This window comes from Kitasatospora sp. NPDC050463 (genome assembly GCF_040655255.1).
In the GTDB taxonomy this organism is placed as follows: domain Bacteria; phylum Actinomycetota; class Actinomycetes; order Streptomycetales; family Streptomycetaceae; genus Kitasatospora.
On sequence record NZ_JBFAJO010000057.1, the window covers coordinates 32,411 to 48,423 of the forward strand.

At 72.1% G+C, this 16,013-nt stretch carries 15 protein-coding genes and 1 pseudogene; 13 read left to right on the forward strand and 3 right to left on the reverse strand.

Going from position 1 to position 16,013, the window contains the following annotated elements; genetic code table 11:
* Positions 1-139 precede the first annotated feature (139 nt).
* The 3 genes from AB0J08_RS29535 to AB0J08_RS29545 all read right to left on the reverse strand — a co-directional run bounded on the left by AB0J08_RS29535 (position 140) and on the right by AB0J08_RS29545 (position 2,018).
* Positions 140-670: a hypothetical protein gene (locus AB0J08_RS29535; RefSeq protein WP_360640855.1), complete on the reverse strand. Its 531-nt coding sequence runs from the start codon at positions 668-670 to the stop codon at positions 140-142.
* Positions 671-954: 284 nt separating this feature from the next.
* Positions 955-1,176 (reverse strand): DUF397 domain-containing protein, encoded by a 222-nt coding sequence (locus AB0J08_RS29540; protein ID WP_360640857.1) that lies wholly within the window; start codon positions 1,174-1,176, stop codon positions 955-957.
* Positions 1,173-2,018: a helix-turn-helix transcriptional regulator gene (locus AB0J08_RS29545; RefSeq protein WP_360640859.1), complete on the reverse strand. Its 846-nt coding sequence runs from the start codon at positions 2,016-2,018 to the stop codon at positions 1,173-1,175. The genes AB0J08_RS29540 and AB0J08_RS29545 overlap by 4 nt, the downstream gene beginning before the upstream one ends.
* 464 nt (positions 2,019-2,482) lie before the next feature.
* Here AB0J08_RS29545 and AB0J08_RS29550 point away from each other — a divergent pair, with 464 nt between their 5' ends.
* From AB0J08_RS29550 to AB0J08_RS29610, 13 genes and pseudogenes are all read left to right on the forward strand, one after another.
* Positions 2,483-2,695, forward strand: coding sequence for a hypothetical protein (locus tag AB0J08_RS29550; protein WP_360640861.1), 213 nt, complete (start codon positions 2,483-2,485; stop codon positions 2,693-2,695).
* A gap of 17 nt (positions 2,696-2,712) precedes the next feature.
* Complete coding sequence (locus tag AB0J08_RS29555; RefSeq protein ID WP_360640863.1) at positions 2,713-3,174, forward strand: hypothetical protein; 462 nt, start codon at positions 2,713-2,715, stop codon at positions 3,172-3,174.
* 35 nt (positions 3,175-3,209) lie between these two features.
* Positions 3,210-3,743, forward strand: a complete 534-nt coding sequence (locus AB0J08_RS29560) for a hypothetical protein (protein ID WP_360640865.1) — start codon at positions 3,210-3,212, stop codon at positions 3,741-3,743.
* A 302-nt stretch (positions 3,744-4,045) separates the two neighbouring features.
* A complete protein-coding gene (locus AB0J08_RS29565) occupies positions 4,046-4,429 on the forward strand; it encodes a hypothetical protein (RefSeq protein ID WP_360640867.1) in 384 nt (127 codons plus the stop codon).
* Between the two features lie 116 nt (positions 4,430-4,545).
* Positions 4,546-5,403 (forward strand): hypothetical protein, encoded by an 858-nt coding sequence (locus AB0J08_RS29570; protein WP_360640869.1) that lies wholly within the window; start codon positions 4,546-4,548, stop codon positions 5,401-5,403.
* Positions 5,404-5,691: 288 nt separating this feature from the next.
* Positions 5,692-6,198, forward strand: a complete 507-nt coding sequence (locus AB0J08_RS29575; protein ID WP_360640871.1) for a hypothetical protein — start codon at positions 5,692-5,694, stop codon at positions 6,196-6,198.
* A gap of 49 nt (positions 6,199-6,247) precedes the next feature.
* Positions 6,248-6,742: a hypothetical protein gene (locus AB0J08_RS29580; protein WP_360640873.1), complete on the forward strand. Its 495-nt coding sequence runs from the start codon at positions 6,248-6,250 to the stop codon at positions 6,740-6,742.
* A 411-nt stretch (positions 6,743-7,153) separates the two neighbouring features.
* Complete coding sequence (locus AB0J08_RS29585; protein WP_360640875.1) at positions 7,154-7,336, forward strand: FxLD family lanthipeptide; 183 nt, start codon at positions 7,154-7,156, stop codon at positions 7,334-7,336.
* A gap of 118 nt (positions 7,337-7,454) precedes the next feature.
* Positions 7,455-10,516: pseudogene (locus AB0J08_RS29590) on the forward strand (lantibiotic dehydratase).
* The gene (locus tag AB0J08_RS29595; protein WP_360640877.1) at positions 10,513-11,769 is read left to right on the forward strand and encodes a lanthionine synthetase C family protein; all 1,257 of its coding nucleotides are present in this window, start codon (positions 10,513-10,515) and stop codon (positions 11,767-11,769) included. Before AB0J08_RS29590 ends, AB0J08_RS29595 begins: the two are co-directional and overlap by 4 nt.
* A gap of 28 nt (positions 11,770-11,797) precedes the next feature.
* The gene (gene fxlM / locus AB0J08_RS29600) at positions 11,798-13,885 is read left to right on the forward strand and encodes a methyltransferase, FxLD system (protein WP_360640879.1); all 2,088 of its coding nucleotides are present in this window, start codon (positions 11,798-11,800) and stop codon (positions 13,883-13,885) included.
* A 97-nt stretch (positions 13,886-13,982) separates the two neighbouring features.
* Complete coding sequence (locus AB0J08_RS29605; RefSeq protein ID WP_360640881.1) at positions 13,983-15,089, forward strand: hypothetical protein; 1,107 nt, start codon at positions 13,983-13,985, stop codon at positions 15,087-15,089.
* A gap of 250 nt (positions 15,090-15,339) precedes the next feature.
* Complete coding sequence (locus AB0J08_RS29610) at positions 15,340-15,822, forward strand: hypothetical protein (protein ID WP_360640915.1); 483 nt, start codon at positions 15,340-15,342, stop codon at positions 15,820-15,822.
* Positions 15,823-16,013 lie beyond the last annotated feature (191 nt).

Consider the following 16,013-nt stretch of genomic DNA (forward strand, 5'->3'; position numbering starts at 1 on the left):
CGCCGCTGCTCCCGGACACCCCTACCCGTCCGGAATCGGCCTTCCCCAGGGCCGGACCACCCCAACGGGGCCGGGCGACGTAGGTGCCGCCCGGCCCGTTTCCGCCCCCTGTACACGGCGGCCGTGTCGCGGCGCGCGGCTAGTCCACTTCGTACGGCAGGACGCTGAACACACCGGTCACGGGCATGGCGGCGTCGATGATTTCCTTGCCGTTCCCGTGGTCGATCTCCAGGGCCTTCTCCGAGATCAGGACGTACAGCACGGCGGGGGTCGGCCCGTACCACGTCGGCGTGCCGGTGACCTTGGTGTGCCGGAACATCTTGCCGGGTCGCCCGATATTGAGGCGGCCGTCGGCGAACCGGACCCTCCAGCCCTTTCGGGCGGCCCCGCGGAGCTGGGCAGGGGTGTGCCGGGCCGGCGTTCCCCTGGCGATCTGGGTGAAGCCCTCCAGCCTGCCGAGGAGGTATGGCACGGAACTCTGGCTGGCGAACTCGCCGCTGACGATCTCGTCGTGGAAGGCGGGGAAGAGGAGGAGTGCCGGCCGGCCCAGGCCGAGCGCGGGGCTGGTGAAGGTCTCCAGCGTGTGGAACGGCAGGTCATCGGGGAGCTGGCGGGAGTCGTCGCTGAGGGCGTAGTCCGGCACGTTGAGCACCGGCTTTCGTCGAGTCATGTGTACCGAGCGTAGTGCCGCAACTACGTGGCTGGGGCGACTTGTTCAGGGTGGCCCGGATCTGGCGGCGCCTGCTGCGCCGAGGACTGAGTTGCACCGAGCAGCCGGACCGGGCCGACGGCGCGCCGATGGCCATCCACGAGCCCGAGGGCCTGTTCGGCCACCGTCGTATGGGTCTGATCAACCGAACGAGCACTGTTCGGCGGCCACGGAGATGGGGTAGAACAGCAACACGGTCCGGCGCATCTTCACTGCGCCGGACCGTGGCTGTGTGCTGGCCAGTGTCAGATGAGACCGAGGTCGAACTCGCCGGCCGCTGCTGCGGCGATGAACGCGGCGTGTGCGTCAGCACTCAGGATCAGCGCCGGGCCTTCGGGGTTCTTCGAGTCGCGCACGTAGCGTACGTCGTCGGCGGCTGCGATCTCGACGCAGTCGCCGTTGCCGCCACTGCGGCTGGACTTCTTCCATGCGACCGCAAGGGCGGCGGAGTTGGGGGCAAAGGTCATTTCAATCGGTCTCTCTGTGCGGTGATGTAGTCAATCGACTGGTCGAGTGGCCACGCCTCGGCGACGATCTCGCGGAATGCTCGATCGAAGATCGTGACGCGTTCGGCATCTTCAACCCACTCGCTGGTCAGCAGTCCCTCCAGCAGCACTACGTCGAGGTCGCTGTCGGGGAAGCCCAGGATGGCGAAGGGGCCGTTCATGCCCTGGTGGACGCTGGTCTCTGCCGGCATCACCTGGATCGTGATGTTGGGGAGTGCCGCCAGCTCCAGCAACTTCTCCAACTGCTCACGCATGATCTGCGCACCGCCGACGATGCTGCGGATCGCCGCTTCGTGGATGACGGCCTGCATCTCCAACGGCTTGGGCTGGGTGAGGATCGCCTGCCGTTCTCGTCGGACCCGAACGCGTGCCTCCACGTCCTCCGGCGTCGCGCCGATGGCCAAGCGACTGTGAACGGCGCGGGCGTACCCCGCTGTCTGGAACAGCCCTGGGATCAACTGGACCTGGTAGGTCCGGAACGACGTGGCAGCTTCCTCCAGGCTGATCTGATCAGACAGCCATGGCGCCAGCGCCCCACCGTAGTTGACCCACCAGCCGCGCTTGTTGCCGTCGCGCGCAACTCTCACGAGTGACTCGTGCAGTTGGCCATCACACTCGTACGTGCGAGCGAGCTTGTCGACGTCGTTCGGCTTGGCTGCCGACTTGGCCGTCTCTATCCGAGACAGCTTCGCCGCCGTGATGCCAGTGCGCTGCTCGACATCCTCCAGTGTGAGGTTCAGTCCTTCGCGGATCGCGCGGAGCTGGCTGCCGAGTTGGCGTCGGCGGACCGTGGCTGCCGTCATGGATACCCCCATCTCTCCCCACAGGACACTCAGACGGCAAGTGTGCCCGGTCGGTGGAGTGCACCGCCAGCCACCTCCGGTGTGTGGCAGCGTGACCAGGGCCTCGAAATGAGAATTCGCAAATTTGGAAGAACGACTTGCACTGACGGGGGGTCAGCCGCCATCCTCCATGTAACGCCTCGCAAATGCCCGCCTTCGGTGGGTGATCGCGGCCGTAGTGCCTGAACATGCCTGGAAGCAAGGGTGAACAAGCCATCTCGCCATGCTGCGCGGCCGGTTGGCCGCCACCCCGAACACCCTGCACGCCCCTAACTTGGCAGCGGATCCCCTCGGAGGTATGTCGTGCACGCACCTTATGGTGATGCTCGCCCCCGTTCGCAGAGACCTTCCCGCGCGGACGATCGCGAGCACGGCCCGCAGCACCTGATCGGCCGGCGGTCCTCGACCCCGACCGCGGCGGCGTGATGAGCGTCGACACTGAGCAAGCCGAGCGGGCCGCGGTCCGCTTCAGGGCGGCACTGGCGCTGGCCGGTTGTTCCTGGCCGACGGTGGCCGCCTCCGCGTGGCCGGCCGGCCCCGATGGGGTGCAGCTGGTCGACCTCGGGCACGGGCCCGCACCCCTGCTCGATCAGCTGTCGGCCTGGATCGAGCAGCACGCCGACCCGGCTGGCCCGTAGGGGCCGTGGTGCACCAGGTGCAGCTCCTCGTCGTCGCTCATGCCTCCCAGGCCCGAGGCCTGCGCGAGCGGGTGCTCCGTCAGCTCGCCGCTTGGGGCTTCGCGCTCGACGCGGAGGTGGAGGACGTCGCGCGCGTGGTCGTGAGCAACCTGTTCGCGGCCGCGCTGCTCCTCGGCGTCCGAGGGCAGACGGTCACGGTGCGGCTCTCCGCGGTCTGCGGGGCGCTCACCGTGGAGGTCATGACCGGCGTCACCGCCTGCCCCCGTCGCGGCTATCGGCTCAGCACGCTGTGCACCGTCCGGCTCCCGGCCGTCCTGGCCGTGTACGCCACGGCCAGCGGCGTGGACGACCGCCCTCGGGGTCGGTCCTTCTGGGCCACGGTCCCCGTCCCCGGCCGGCGCCGCCGGGCCGAGCGCGCCGCGCTCATCCGCTGCCGACTCCGCCTGTCCCATCGGCTGCCCGCACGCAGCCGGGCCTGATCCGAACCCCGTCGAACGACCGCGAGAGGACGACCGTGCACGCCTTACCGTCCGCCATCCCGCCCGCCAACGTCGCCGGGCTGCGCTGGCTCGCCGGCTTTCACCGCGACGCGGTCGCCTGTCTGGACACCTGGGCCACCGGAGGCCCGGCCGAGATCCCGCTGCACCACCTCGCTGCCGTGCAGGTGACCGCGACGCTCGGGATACGGGCCGTGCAGCGGCTGGAGCCGATCGGGCCCGTGCTGCACAGCGTCGGCCGCGGCACGGTGGAGTTCTTCGTCGCGCCGACCACGATGACCGTCGACCAGCCCGGCGTGCGCCTGCTCGGGAACGGGGCGCTGCTGTGCCCGCCGCCCGGCCGGGCCCTGGAAGTCCGGCGGGCGCCGCGCTGGCTGATCGAGCCCGACGGCATCGGCCGCCTCATGGACATCCTGACCGTGCTGCGCGCCGTGGCCGCGGAGTACGCGCACTTCGCCACGGACGACGCTGGCGCGGCCCCCATCACCGACCGACCGTGGTCCATGACCGCGGCCGCGTTCATCGCCGCTGGCCGAAGAGCCGCCGGCTGATGGGGCCGGCGCCCTAGGATCCCTGGCGGTCGATCAGCGGCTCTGACCCGCCAGGGATCACACCCCCGGTCCCTCACCGGGCCGCGGAAGAACAGCGTGCCCCACCCCCGTGGGCACGCCATGTTCACCGCGAACGCCGTACCTCCCCGCGCTCCCTGCGGGGAGCCGCGTCCGGCCGACCGCCACGCCTGAAAGAGACGCGGCGGCAGGCCACACCGGCCGGGGCCCGAGCTCGCGGACGGGACCGGGCCCCGTCGTAACCAGCGGGGGCAGTCGCAACGACAGCGAAAGGAACGTGCGGGGTGGGAGTGGACAACGGGTCGGTCGTGCCGGCACGTCTGGACGCCGGGCTGGTACCGGCGGCCGACGTGGACGATCTGCTACGGCTGACCGCCGACCAAGCGCGCACCCGCATCGCTGCGGACCTGCGCCGCTGGGGCGCCCCGACGCTCCTCCAGCCGTCGACCGACCGCCTGGCCGAGGCCTGCGCCGCGTTGGTACGCGCTGGCGTCCACCTGGGCCTGGCCGCCGACGCGCTGACGTTCCTGCACGAGTGCAGGGACTGGCTCGACGAGGCCGCCGACCTGGAACTGGCCGGCGCCGAACCCGACCAGCCGCTGGAGGCGCTGCGCCGTGTCTGCGGGGCGCTGCACGCGAGCACGACACTGCTGCAGGCGCAGCGGTGATGACGAGCTCCGCCGCCCGGGGTCTGATTCCCAGGCTGGCGGGCCGCTGGGCGGCGGGTGCCTCGCCTGCCAGCCATCGGACGACACACACCACCAATTTCGAACCGGAAGACACCATGACTCCCACCTTCACCATCCACAACGAAGCGGACGCCGCCACTGCGGTGCTCGACCGCGTGGACCGCCTCCTCAACCTCGCCGCGCCGCTGGCCGAGCGCCATTCGAGCTTGTCCCTACCCGAAGAGATAGCGGTACGGCTGGTCCACCCGGACGGCTTCGTCGACCTGATGGCCGAGCACGCCGAGGCCGGCGCCAGGCGCGCCGCCGACGACTTCGGCGCCGGCTCGCCCGAACAGGCCGCGGTCCTGGGGCAGATCGAGATAGGCCGCAACGCCCTGGGCGGCATGGCCGCACGGATGTGGCCGGGCGTCAGGGGAGCCGTCGCGCTGCGCCTGGACGGCAGTCTGGAACTCGTCGTTGTGCCCGCCGCCCTGGCTTCCACGCGCGCCACCGACCGCAATCTGGTTGGTGCGTTCACTCACGAGCTCGTCCACACCAGCCAGCTGCTGGTCTGGCCGGCCATGCCGTGGACGCACGTCATCTCCGGCGTGCGGCTCCAGGTCGCCGGGCTGCCGCAGGACCAGCTGGTCGCCGCGCAGCCGGTCTATGAGGGGCATGCCCAGTGGGTCCAGCGCAGGGCCATGGTCGAGTACTGCGGTCAGGCCAGCGTCGGGCGAATCGACGGCGAGCCGGAGGTGAGCCTGCTGTGGAGCCTGGGCCAGAACATGCACGAGGGCAGGAAGAGCCCGTACGACCTTGGCGAGGGTCTCGTGACCGCGCTGCACGACCTCGGCGGCCACGACCTGGTTCTGCACCTGCTGACCCACCCCGACCAGTTGCCCACCATGGGCGACATCACCGGCACCGACCCTGCCATCCTCGCCAAGGCCTACGCCACCACGGCGGCCGGCTGACCGATCCTTCTGCCGTCCGGGGAAGAAAGTGCGGCGGCAGATCGGCGGCCACCACGTGGGAGCCCGGGACCTGGGGAGGACCCGGCCCCGCGGGGCCGCCACCGGCACCAGCCTCCCGGCCGGTACCGAATCACCTGCTCGGCGAGGTGCCCAAGGTCCCGCAACCGCGGGGGCACCGGAGCAGGGGCCCGGGGAGAACATCTCCCCGGGCCACCCCGACCTTGACCAGCCGGCCGACACGCTCGCGGCCGGCCATGCGAACCGCGTCCCGACCCTCGGAGTCCACCCGTGCCCGCTGTGCCGATGGTGACCGGCCACCCCTGCCCCGCATGCGGCAAGCAGGCCAGCCTGCGGCCGGACCTGCACCAGCTGCTCAGCCTGATCGCCCACGGCCTGACCAACCCGCAGATCGCGACCCTCACCGGCCGCACGGATGCCAACCTCATCCGCTGGACAGCCACCCTCTACCAGAGGCTGCCCGCCCGCAGCCGCATCCAGGCCGTAGACGTCGCGTTCCGCGCCGGCCTGCTGCCGCCGAGCACCGAGGCCCGATGGCCCGAGAAGGGCCTCGGCCCCACGACGCTACTCGTCGCCACCCAGCGAGCGCAGGGCTTGCGCCTGGAGGAGATCGCCCGACGCCACAACCTCGCGCTCGGCACGATCAAGACCCACATGGACCGGCTCCACAAGGGACTCGGCATCGACAAGGGCGCCCACGCCGTGTACGTGCTGCACTCCCTGAACGCCCTGCCCCGCCCGCACCCCTGTCCCTGCACCACCATCCGGCGCCCCTGACACCGCGCCCCGCGCCCGGCCACCCGAAACCGACAGGAGAGACACGTCCGTGCGGTTCCCCGACCATTCCGACATCGACCCCAGGTTCCCCCCGCGCCGCCTCGTCTACGCCCAGGTCCTGGTCCGCAACCCGGTCGGCGACGTCCTCCTCGCCTCCAGCAACCTGCGGGACGACAACGCGTGGAATCTGCTCACCATGCGAGCGCTCAAGGACGAGCCGCCGCACGACGTCGCCCGCCGGGCCGGCTTTCACGACGTCAGCCTGAAGTTCGACACGCTCACGCTCCTGGTCGTCGACGCCGTGACCGCCGGCGACGACCGGACCGAGGCCCTGTGGTTCCTCTTCGACGGCGGGATTCCCGCCAAAGAGGATCTCGACAACCTGCCCAAACCCGGCGAAACCCACGACAACCTGCGATTCGAGCCGTCCACGAACGTCGCGCTGTGCTGCGCCGAGAACCGCAGCCGGGTGCAACACGCCGTGGACCGCCTCACCGACCCATTCGCGCCGGTGTACCTCACCAACGGACACCCGCCCGCCTGAACTCGCCAGCACCCGGTTGTGGTGCGGGCGGCCTGAGCTCTTCTCTGCTTCCGCCTCGGGGGCCCGATCGGGTGCCTCGGACGGCGGAGCCGGCACGACACCACCACCCCTCGGTGTCCCCGGCAAACCGGCTTTCGGCCGGTGCGCACAGCCCGATCGCTTCTGGCCCGCGATGTGTGACACGACACCGCGACCCCGCGGAATCAGGGGTCAGGAGCAGCGTTCGGGGGCCGGTTCGTCCTGGGACCGGCCCGCCCAATCACCGGCAGGAGGTTCGCGATGTAGGACCACCAGGCAGTGCGCCTCACAGGGGTGGCCAAAAGCCGCCCGCGAGCGTGATCGGATGACTACGCTCCGAACAGAGGCGCTTGATCCAGAGCGACAACAACCGTTTCTTGAACAGGAGTTGGCATGAGCCACAGCATCACGCACGGCACCACCCAGGTGAACCCGCAGGACCTGCAGGGCGCCACGTCGGACGGCTTCGACCTGGACGTCACCGTCGTGGAGGTCGCCGACGCGGCCCGCCTGGTCAACATCACCGGCGACAACTGCGGCTCCACCTGCGGCGCCTGCACCACCGGCGTCGCCTGACCGTCCCCCCAGCACCACCGGTCGGTGCCGCCACGGCGGCACCGACCGTCCCCTCCCACACCGCGACCGTACGGAGGTTCCCGTGGCTGCTCAGACCCAGGCGTTCCGATCCGGCAGCATGGCGCTGGTACGCGCCGTCGCCCACCCCGCCCGGGACCTGCCGCCGTGGCCCGACCTGACCGACCCCACCCCCGACGCGACGACCACAGCGGCACAGGTCGAGTGGGTGCGCGCGGTGTGGCAGCTGGACGACCTCGCCGAGGGGCTGCACCTGGCCAGCCCCGTACTCGCCGCGCAGGTACACACCCTGGTCACTGCCGCCGCCCCGCCGGCCCGTGATGTTCGCCGCGTGGCCCTGGCCCTCGCCCGCTACCTGCTGCGAGCGACGGGCCGCGCCACGCCCTTCGGACTGTTCGCCGGCGTGACGACCGCCCACTTCGGCGCGGACGCCTCGGTCCGTTGGGGGGAGGACCACCAGGCGGTCGCCGCCGCTTCCGCGTACTGGCTGGCAGGCATGATCGCCCGCCTTGAAGCCTGCCCAGAGCTGCGGGGCCGGCTCCCGGCCCTCGCCAACAGCGGCTGCAGGTCCGCGGGGACCGGCTGATCGTGCCGTACCAGTCGAATCCGGACGGGCAGCGAGCCGCAGCGGTCGAGGTGTCCCTGCGCCACACCGAACCGGTCAGCGCCGCCCTGGCGATGGCCCGCACTCCGGTACTTCTGGACGACCTGACCGCCAAGCTCCTCGCGGACTTTCCCGCCGCCGGCCGCCGGCGGGTGACCGCTCTTCTCGACGAACTGATCGCCCGACGCGTGCTGATCACCGCACTGCACGCGCCGGCCACGTCGACCGACGCCCTGGGACACCTCGTGGCTCAGCTGGAGGCCGCCGGCGCCGCCACCATCGCCCCGGTCGCCGACCTCACCTCCCAGCTGCGCGACCTCCACGAGACCCTTCAGGACAGCAGCACGCGGCCCGCCGCGCAGGCCCGCCCAGCCCGTCAGGTCGCGGTCGCGCGGATGAGCGCCCTGCTCCCCACCGAGCGGCACCCGTTGGCGGTGGACCTGCGACTGGACGCCGCCGTCACTCTGCCCGAAGGGGTTGCCCGCGAGGTGGAGCGTGCCGCCCTGGTCCTGGCCCAGGTCAGCGCCACCCCCTACGGCACCGCCGCCTGGAAGGCGTACCACCAGCGGTTCTACGAGCGGTTCGGGATCGGCTCGATGGTGCCGGTGACGGACGTCGTCGCCGACAGCGGGATCGGCTTCCCCGACGGCTACCCCGTTTCGACGGCCGGCGAGCGCCGCCCCACGCTCACCAGCCGCGACGAGGCCCTGGTTCGCCTCGCCCAGGGCGCGGCACTGGACGGCCGCGACGAAGTGGTCCTGGACCAAGCCATCTTGGCCTCCCTCTCCCTCGGCCCGGAGCGGGTACGGCTGCCACCGCACCTGGAGGTGGGGGTGCGTGTGCACGCCGCCAGCACGACGGACCTGGAGCGGGGGAGGTTCGAGCTGGAGGTCGTGAGCGTCTCGCGGGGTGCCGGCGTGGGCATCGGCCGGTTCCTGCAGGCGCTGGACCCGGCCCACCGCGCCGCACTGATCGCCGAGCTGGCGGACCTGCCGGGCGCCGACGACACCACCGTGGCCGCCCAGCTGTCCTTCCCGCCGCTGGAGCCGGACACCGCGCACGTCACCCGGGCCCCGCGGATCCTGCCGACCGTGATCACCCTGGAGGAGCACCGGCCGCCCGGCGACGGCGTACTGACCCTGCACGACCTGGCCGTGGGCTGCGACGGCCGGCGGATGTACCTGGCCGCACCGACGCTCGGGCACCGCGTGGAGGCCGTCGCGATGCACGCGCTGAACCCCCACACCCACACCCCGCCGCTCGCCCGCTTCCTCACCGAACTCGGCCGCGCCCAGAACGCCGCGGTGACCCTCTTCGACTGGGGTGCGGCGCGGACCATGCCGTTCCTTCCGCGCCTGCGCCACGGCCGCACCATCCTCTCCCCGGCCCGCTGGCGCCTGGAGAGTGCCGACCTGCCGGCCCGCACCCGCCCGTGGGCCGAGTGGGACGCAGCGTTCGCCGCCTGGCGCTCCGGGCGCCGTGTGCCGCAGCAGGTCGCGCTGACCGAGGGGGACCGGCTGCTGCCCCTGGACCTGGACGAGGCCGGCCCCCGGGCGCTGCTGCGCGCCCACCTCGACACTGGCACGGAGGCGGTGCTCACCGAGGCTGCCCGGGAGGCCGGCTGGTGCGAGGGCCGGGCCCACGAAGTCGTCGTGCCGCTCAAGGCCGTGCGGCCGCCGCAGTGGCCGGCGCTGCCCGCACCGACACAGCGGCGGACGATCCATCGCGATCACGGGCAGACGCCCGCCACCTCAACCGTCCTGCTCGCCGGCCTCTACGGCGACATCCGACGCCAGGACACCATCCTGGCCGAACACCTCCCGGCCCTCCTCGACCGGCTCGGCCAGCCGCCCTGGTGGTACGTCCGGTTCCGCGACCCCGACCAGCACCTGCGGCTGCGTATCGCCCTGCCCGACCCCACCGACTTCGCCCCGGTGGCCGCCACGGTCAGCACCTGGGCCGACGAACTGCACCACGCCGCACTGCTGCGCGAGGTTCGCTACCCCGTCTCCTACCCGGAGTGGGGCCGCTGGGGCGCAGGTGCGGCCTGGAGCGGCGCCGAGAACGTCTTCCGCGCAGACTCGCGTGCCCTGCTCGCCCAGCTGCGCCAGCCCGCGCGCCCGAACCGGCGGGCCCTGGTCGCCGCGCACAGCATCGCCATCGCCGCGGCGTTCCTGGGTAGTACCGCCGCCGGCGCCGACTGGATCATCGACCACGTCCCGCCCGCCGCCCCGACCCGGGTGCCCCGCGCGCAGTTCACCGAGGCGGTGCACCTCGCTGACCCGCGTAGCGACTGGGCGGCCCTGCGCTCCGTTCCGGGCGGCGGCGCCATCGTCCAGGCCTGGGTGGAACGCGACGTGGCGCTGGCCGCCTACCGCGCGCACCTGCCCGGCCCCGACACCCACGGGATCGCCGTCGACGACGTGCTCGGCTCCCTGCTGCACGTCCACTTTGTGCGCGCCGTCGCCGTTGACTTCCCCGAGGAGGCCGCCTGTCTGTACCTCGCGCGGGCCGCCGCCCTCGCCTGGAAGGCCCGCACCACCAGGGGGAGCGCATGACCACCGACCCCGCACAGGGCCTTGCCACGGACATCGCCGATCGCCTCGCCCACCCTGACGCTGCCCCGGCCGCCTACCGGGCCAAGGACTGGTGGCGTCAGTCCCTCGCCCACGGCATCCCCGGAATCGCGCTGCTCCACGTCGAACTCGCCGCGGCCGGCCTGCGGCCCTGGCAGCGGGCCCATGACTGGCTCGCAGCCACCGCCCGGGCGCCCGTCACCAGCGGACCCGACAGCCACCCCTACCACGGCGCACCGGCCCTTGGGCACGCCCTGGCCTGCGCCGGCGACCACCTCCCCGGTTCCTATCAGCGCCCCCTGCACGCCCTCGACCGACAGCTCGCCGATGACGCCCACCGCCGACTCGCCGCCGCGCACCGCCGCATCGACCAAGGACACCCGCCAGCCGTCGCCGAGTTCGACGCGATCCACGGCCTCACCGGCTACGGCGCCCGCCTGCTGCACCGCGACCCCGACAGTGACGCCTGCCGGGCCGTCCTCGAGTACCTGGTGCGCCTGACCGACCCGCTCACCGCCGACGGGCGGGAACTGCCCGGCTGGTGGACCACATCCGGCCCTTCCGGCCGGCCCGACCCCCGCTTCCCCGACGGCCACGCCAACACCGGCGCCGCCCATGGCATTACTGGTGTTTTGAGCCTGCTCGCTCTCGCGGCCCGACGCGGCACCGCCGTCCCCGGCCACCTCGACGCCATCCGCACGATCTGCGCCTGGCTGGACCGCTGGCGCCAGAACACCGACCGCGGACCGACCTGGCCCTACTGGATCACCCGCACCGAACTGCGCACCAACCGTGCCGAGCCGAACGCACCGCTGCGCCCCTCCTGGTGCTACGGCACCGCCGGCGTGGGCCGCGCCCAGCAACTGGCCGCCATCGCCCTCGGCGACCACGCCCGCCAGCTCGCGGCGGAGAACGCCCTCGCCGACGCCCTCACCGACCCCGCCCAGCTCGCCGCAACCACCGACATCTCCCTGTGCCACGGCTTCGCAGGTCTCGCCCACATCGCCGCCCGCACCGCCCACGACGCCCTCCCCGAAACGGCCTCCCGCCTGCGCGCCCTCATCCCGGCGCTGCTCACCGAAGTAAAGCCGGCGGCGGCCGTCGCCCTGGTGGACGCGCCGGACGCCGGCCCCGGACTTCTCGACGGCGCGGCCGGCGTCGCCCTGGCCACCCTCGCCGCCGGCACCACCGATCCGCCCAGTTCCGCCTGGGACACCTGCCTGCTCATCTCCTGACCGCCCGCCACCCTCCTGAGGACCCCGGATGCCCCCCGCCTCCTGGCACCAGCACACCATCGAATTCCCCGACCGCCAGAGCGCCCAACAGGTCATCACCGACATCCTCCGCCCGGCCCTGGCCACGGCCGAAGCCGAAGGAGCTGTCCACCGCTGGTGGTACATGAACAAGCAGCCCTGGCCGCTGCGCTACCAGGCCGACACCGCCCCCGCGGCCATCACCGACCTGCTCGACAACCTCACCGCCACCGGCCGGATCGTCTCCTGGAACCACGGCATCTACGAGCCCGAAACCCTCGCCTTCGGCGGCCCCGAGGCCATGGACGCCGCCCACACCCTCTTCCACCACGACAGCCGCCACCTACTCACCTACGCCCCCGCGCCTGCCGCCCGGCACCTGGGCCGCCGCGAGAGCGCCATCCTGCTGACCGGCGCCATGATGCGCGCCGCCGGCCTCGACTGGTACGAACAGGGCGACGTCTGGGCCAAGGTCGCCGACCTGCGCCCCGACCCGGCGCCGATCCCGCCCGACCGGGCCGCCGACACGGCATCGGCGATGCGCCACCTCATGAGCGCCGACACCCGCCTGCTCTGTACCCCGGGCGGCCCGCTCGCGGAGCACACCGCGTGGGTCTTCGCCTTCGAGCAGGCCGGCCTGACCCTCGCCTACCTCGCCAGACGCGGCCGCCTCACCCGAGGCCTGCGCGCCGTCCTGGCCCACCACGTCATTTTCCACGCCAACCGCGCCGGCCTCCCCCTGGAGGACCAGAGCGCCATGTCAGCACTAGCGAAAGCAGCAGTCATGGGAACGAGCAACACCACCGCGTCGCACCCCGGGGCCAACCCCGACAGCACTAGCCTCGGCGACGTGAACAGCGACACGATCGACACCGCCGCCACCGCCGAAGACCTCCGCAACACCCTGATCGACCAGATCATCGAGGAGGGACGCGTCCGCACCCCCCGCATCGAGAACACGATGCGCACCGTCCCCCGCCACCTCTTCGTCCCCAAGGCCCCCCTCGAACAGGCCTACGCCAACTGGACCGTCGACATCAAGCAGGACGACGACGGCACCTCCATCAGCTGCGCCTCCCAGCCCGGCATCGTCGGCCTCATGCTGGAGCAGCTGCAGCCCCAGCCCGGCGACAAGATCCTCGAACTCGGCGCCGGCACCGGCTACAACGCCGCCCTCCTCGCCCACCTCGTCGGCCCCACCGGCCACGTCACCACCATCGACGTCGACACCGACCTCGTGGAAGGCGCCCGCTCCCACCTCGTCGCCGCCGGATTCGACAACGTCACCGTCCTGCAGCGCGACGGCGCACTCGGCCAGCCCGACGGCGCCCCCTACGACCGCATCATCGCCACCGTCGGCGCCCACGGCATCCCCCACGCCTGGCTCACCCAACTCGCCCCCGACGGCCTGCTCCTCGTCCCCCAGCGACTTCGCGGCAGCGTCTCCCGCTCCATCGCCTACAAGCAACGCCCCGACGGCGTATGGGCCTCCATCAGCAGCGAGATGAACACCTTCATGCCGCTGCGCCGGGGCATCGCCGACGACGAGCGCCGCATCATCCCCGTGACCTCCAGCGGCCTGGTGCGCCTGCAGACCAACAGCGAGCAGCCGGTCGAAGCCCGGGCCCTGGCCGACGTCCTGGACCAGCCCCGCACCGAGGTGTGGTCCGGCGTCCTCTACCGGGCGATGGAGTCGCCGGAGTGGATGGAGCTGTTCCTGTCCTGCTCGCTGCCCAGCGGCCTGAACCAGATGCCCTTCACGCGTGAAGCCCGCGGCGGCCTCCTCACCGACGACCCCTACCCGAGCTCCACCGCGGTGTTCGACGGCGGCGCCCTCACCTACCTCGCCCGGCGCCTGTCCGACCAGCGCACCCCCGAGGGCGGCAAGCTCTGGGAGTTCGGCGTCGTCGGCCACGGGCCCGGCAGCGACGAGCTGGCCAACCGCGTCGCCGACGCCATGCGGACCTGGGACCGCGAGTATCGCGACCGCGAGGCCCAATTCGAGCTCCACCCCCTCGACGGCGCGCCCGTCGCCCCCGCCCCGGGCCGCTTCATCTTCGACACCCCGTTGAACCGGATCGTCGTCGACTGGCACTGACCCACGCTCGTCCGCCCAGCACCGGGTCCTGCCGCTCGCCGACCGGCGAGCGGCAGGACCCCGCGTCCCAGTCCGCCACCGCCGTCCGGGAGGACGCATGGACCCGCACGGAGCGACAGCCCGCCGCTTCCCTCTCGTCGCCCGGGTACGCCCGCCCTGCCTGCCCCTCCACACCCGCGTCGACAAGCTCACCGAACTCGCCGACACAGCCCGGACCCAGGCCTACCAGGGCCTGGCCTCAAGCGTCTTCAACCAAGCCGCCCTCCTGGCCTCCGACCTGGACCTGCCCGACCTCGCCCGCCAGTGGTGCTACCAGCACGCCGCCGCCTACCTCCAGCACACCCCGCTCGCCGGCATGGACGCCATCCGCGCCCTGGAGCCGATCGTCAATCTCGCCCGGCTCCACATACGGGCTGGCCGCACCGACCAGGGCCACCAACTCCTGCTCACCCTCTACCGCACGGTCACCGCCGCCACCGCCGCCACCTTCGACGGCATCCACGTACCGGCCGACCTCACCGCCACCGACGCCGACCGCGACGAAGTACGCCAGTGGCTGTGGCGGGTCGTCATCGCCGACGGCACCCGCGCCCTCACCACCGCCGGCCGCTGGCCACACGCCCTCGCACACATCGAGGAGCACCGCGGCATCGGCACCCACATGCTCGACGGCCGCCAGGTCGCCATCCTCGCCCGTGCCACCACCGGCGACCACCACGGTGCACAGCAACTCCTCGCCGACACCACCCCCGGCGAACCCTGGGAGAACGCCGTCACCGCCTGCCTCACCGCCCTCTGCCACCCGGCCGGCCACCGACACACCACCAGCGACATGACCACCTTGCTCGACCACCTCTCCCGACTCGACCACCGGGCCGACCTGGCGGTCTTCCACACCCGCCTCCTGCTCTCAGCCGTCGACGCAGACCACGGAAGCCACCCCGGCATCCCGACCGAGGCGTCAGCCCTGGCCGACCACATCGCGGACACCCGCGACGGGTACGCGGCCCGCGAAATCCTCGCCCATCACGGCTGCGCCACCCTCCTAACCGACCGGCAGACCCGGCTGCTTGAGGACGCGGTGGACCTGTGCGCCCTCGGGCACCGCACGATCCCCCTCAGCCTGCGCAGGCAGCTGTCCTCCGCCTTGCTCACCAGCGAAGCCGTCATCACCCAGACGCTGAACGCACGTGCCGATCGGTGAGCATCTCGCCCGGACGTGCCCGTACCCATACCAACCGGAGGCAACTATCAGGTAGCTCGGCTCACCGTCCGAAAAGCGTCTTTCCACTCCTTCGAGTGACGACGGACAACTTCCTGTCCGGCGGCCGACCAACGGCCCTCGCTCGACCCCGCGCGAGTGGCGCAGGGAGGGCAAGGGGACGAGAGAGTTGCGAGTGACTTGCCAGCCCCGGGAATCTGCAGTCCATGCCGCGTTGCGCGCCGCGGGCTTCATGCCGTACCAGCCTCTGGACAGGCAGGACGGCCGGGTGGTGCCCCCGCGCTCGGGGTACGTCCTGGAGAAGTGCGAAGCGATCGGAAGCCTGCGCCTGGCCCACACCGACGTCTCCTGCGACGAGGACGCCGAAGCCGTGGCACATCTGGACATGCGCCGCACCCTGGAGGCCGTGGACGGCCTCGTGACCCAGCAAGTCGACGCGGCACGGTCCCGCAACGTGGCCGTGCTCATCACCGCGGACCGGGCGCTCACCGATGCCGACACCGCGCTGCTGGCCGCTGCCGGCGAGGGCCTGCTGCTGCACCATCGGGGCCGCTGGCGTGCCGCCGACGGCACGGCCAACGCCCAGACGGCCGCGGACCTGTTGCTGTCTGGCTGGATCACCTCCGGCCCGGACGGCCATGGCGAGCTGACCGCCGCGGGCGCGGCAGTCCTCGCCGAAGTACGGCCCATCCCGGCCGTCGACCTCACCGTGTGACCACGTCCGAACGGTGCTGACCCGGCATCGGACCGACGGCACCAGTTCCTGCGGCCGACCCGTCCGACGGCAGGCCGCCTATTCGAGCAAAGCACCCATGTGGCCGTCGTCGGTGCGGATCGGCCGGAAGTGGTCCTCGGTGGCCTCGGTGGCCCACGCTGGCGGATCATGACGGCGGTGGGTGCCCCGAT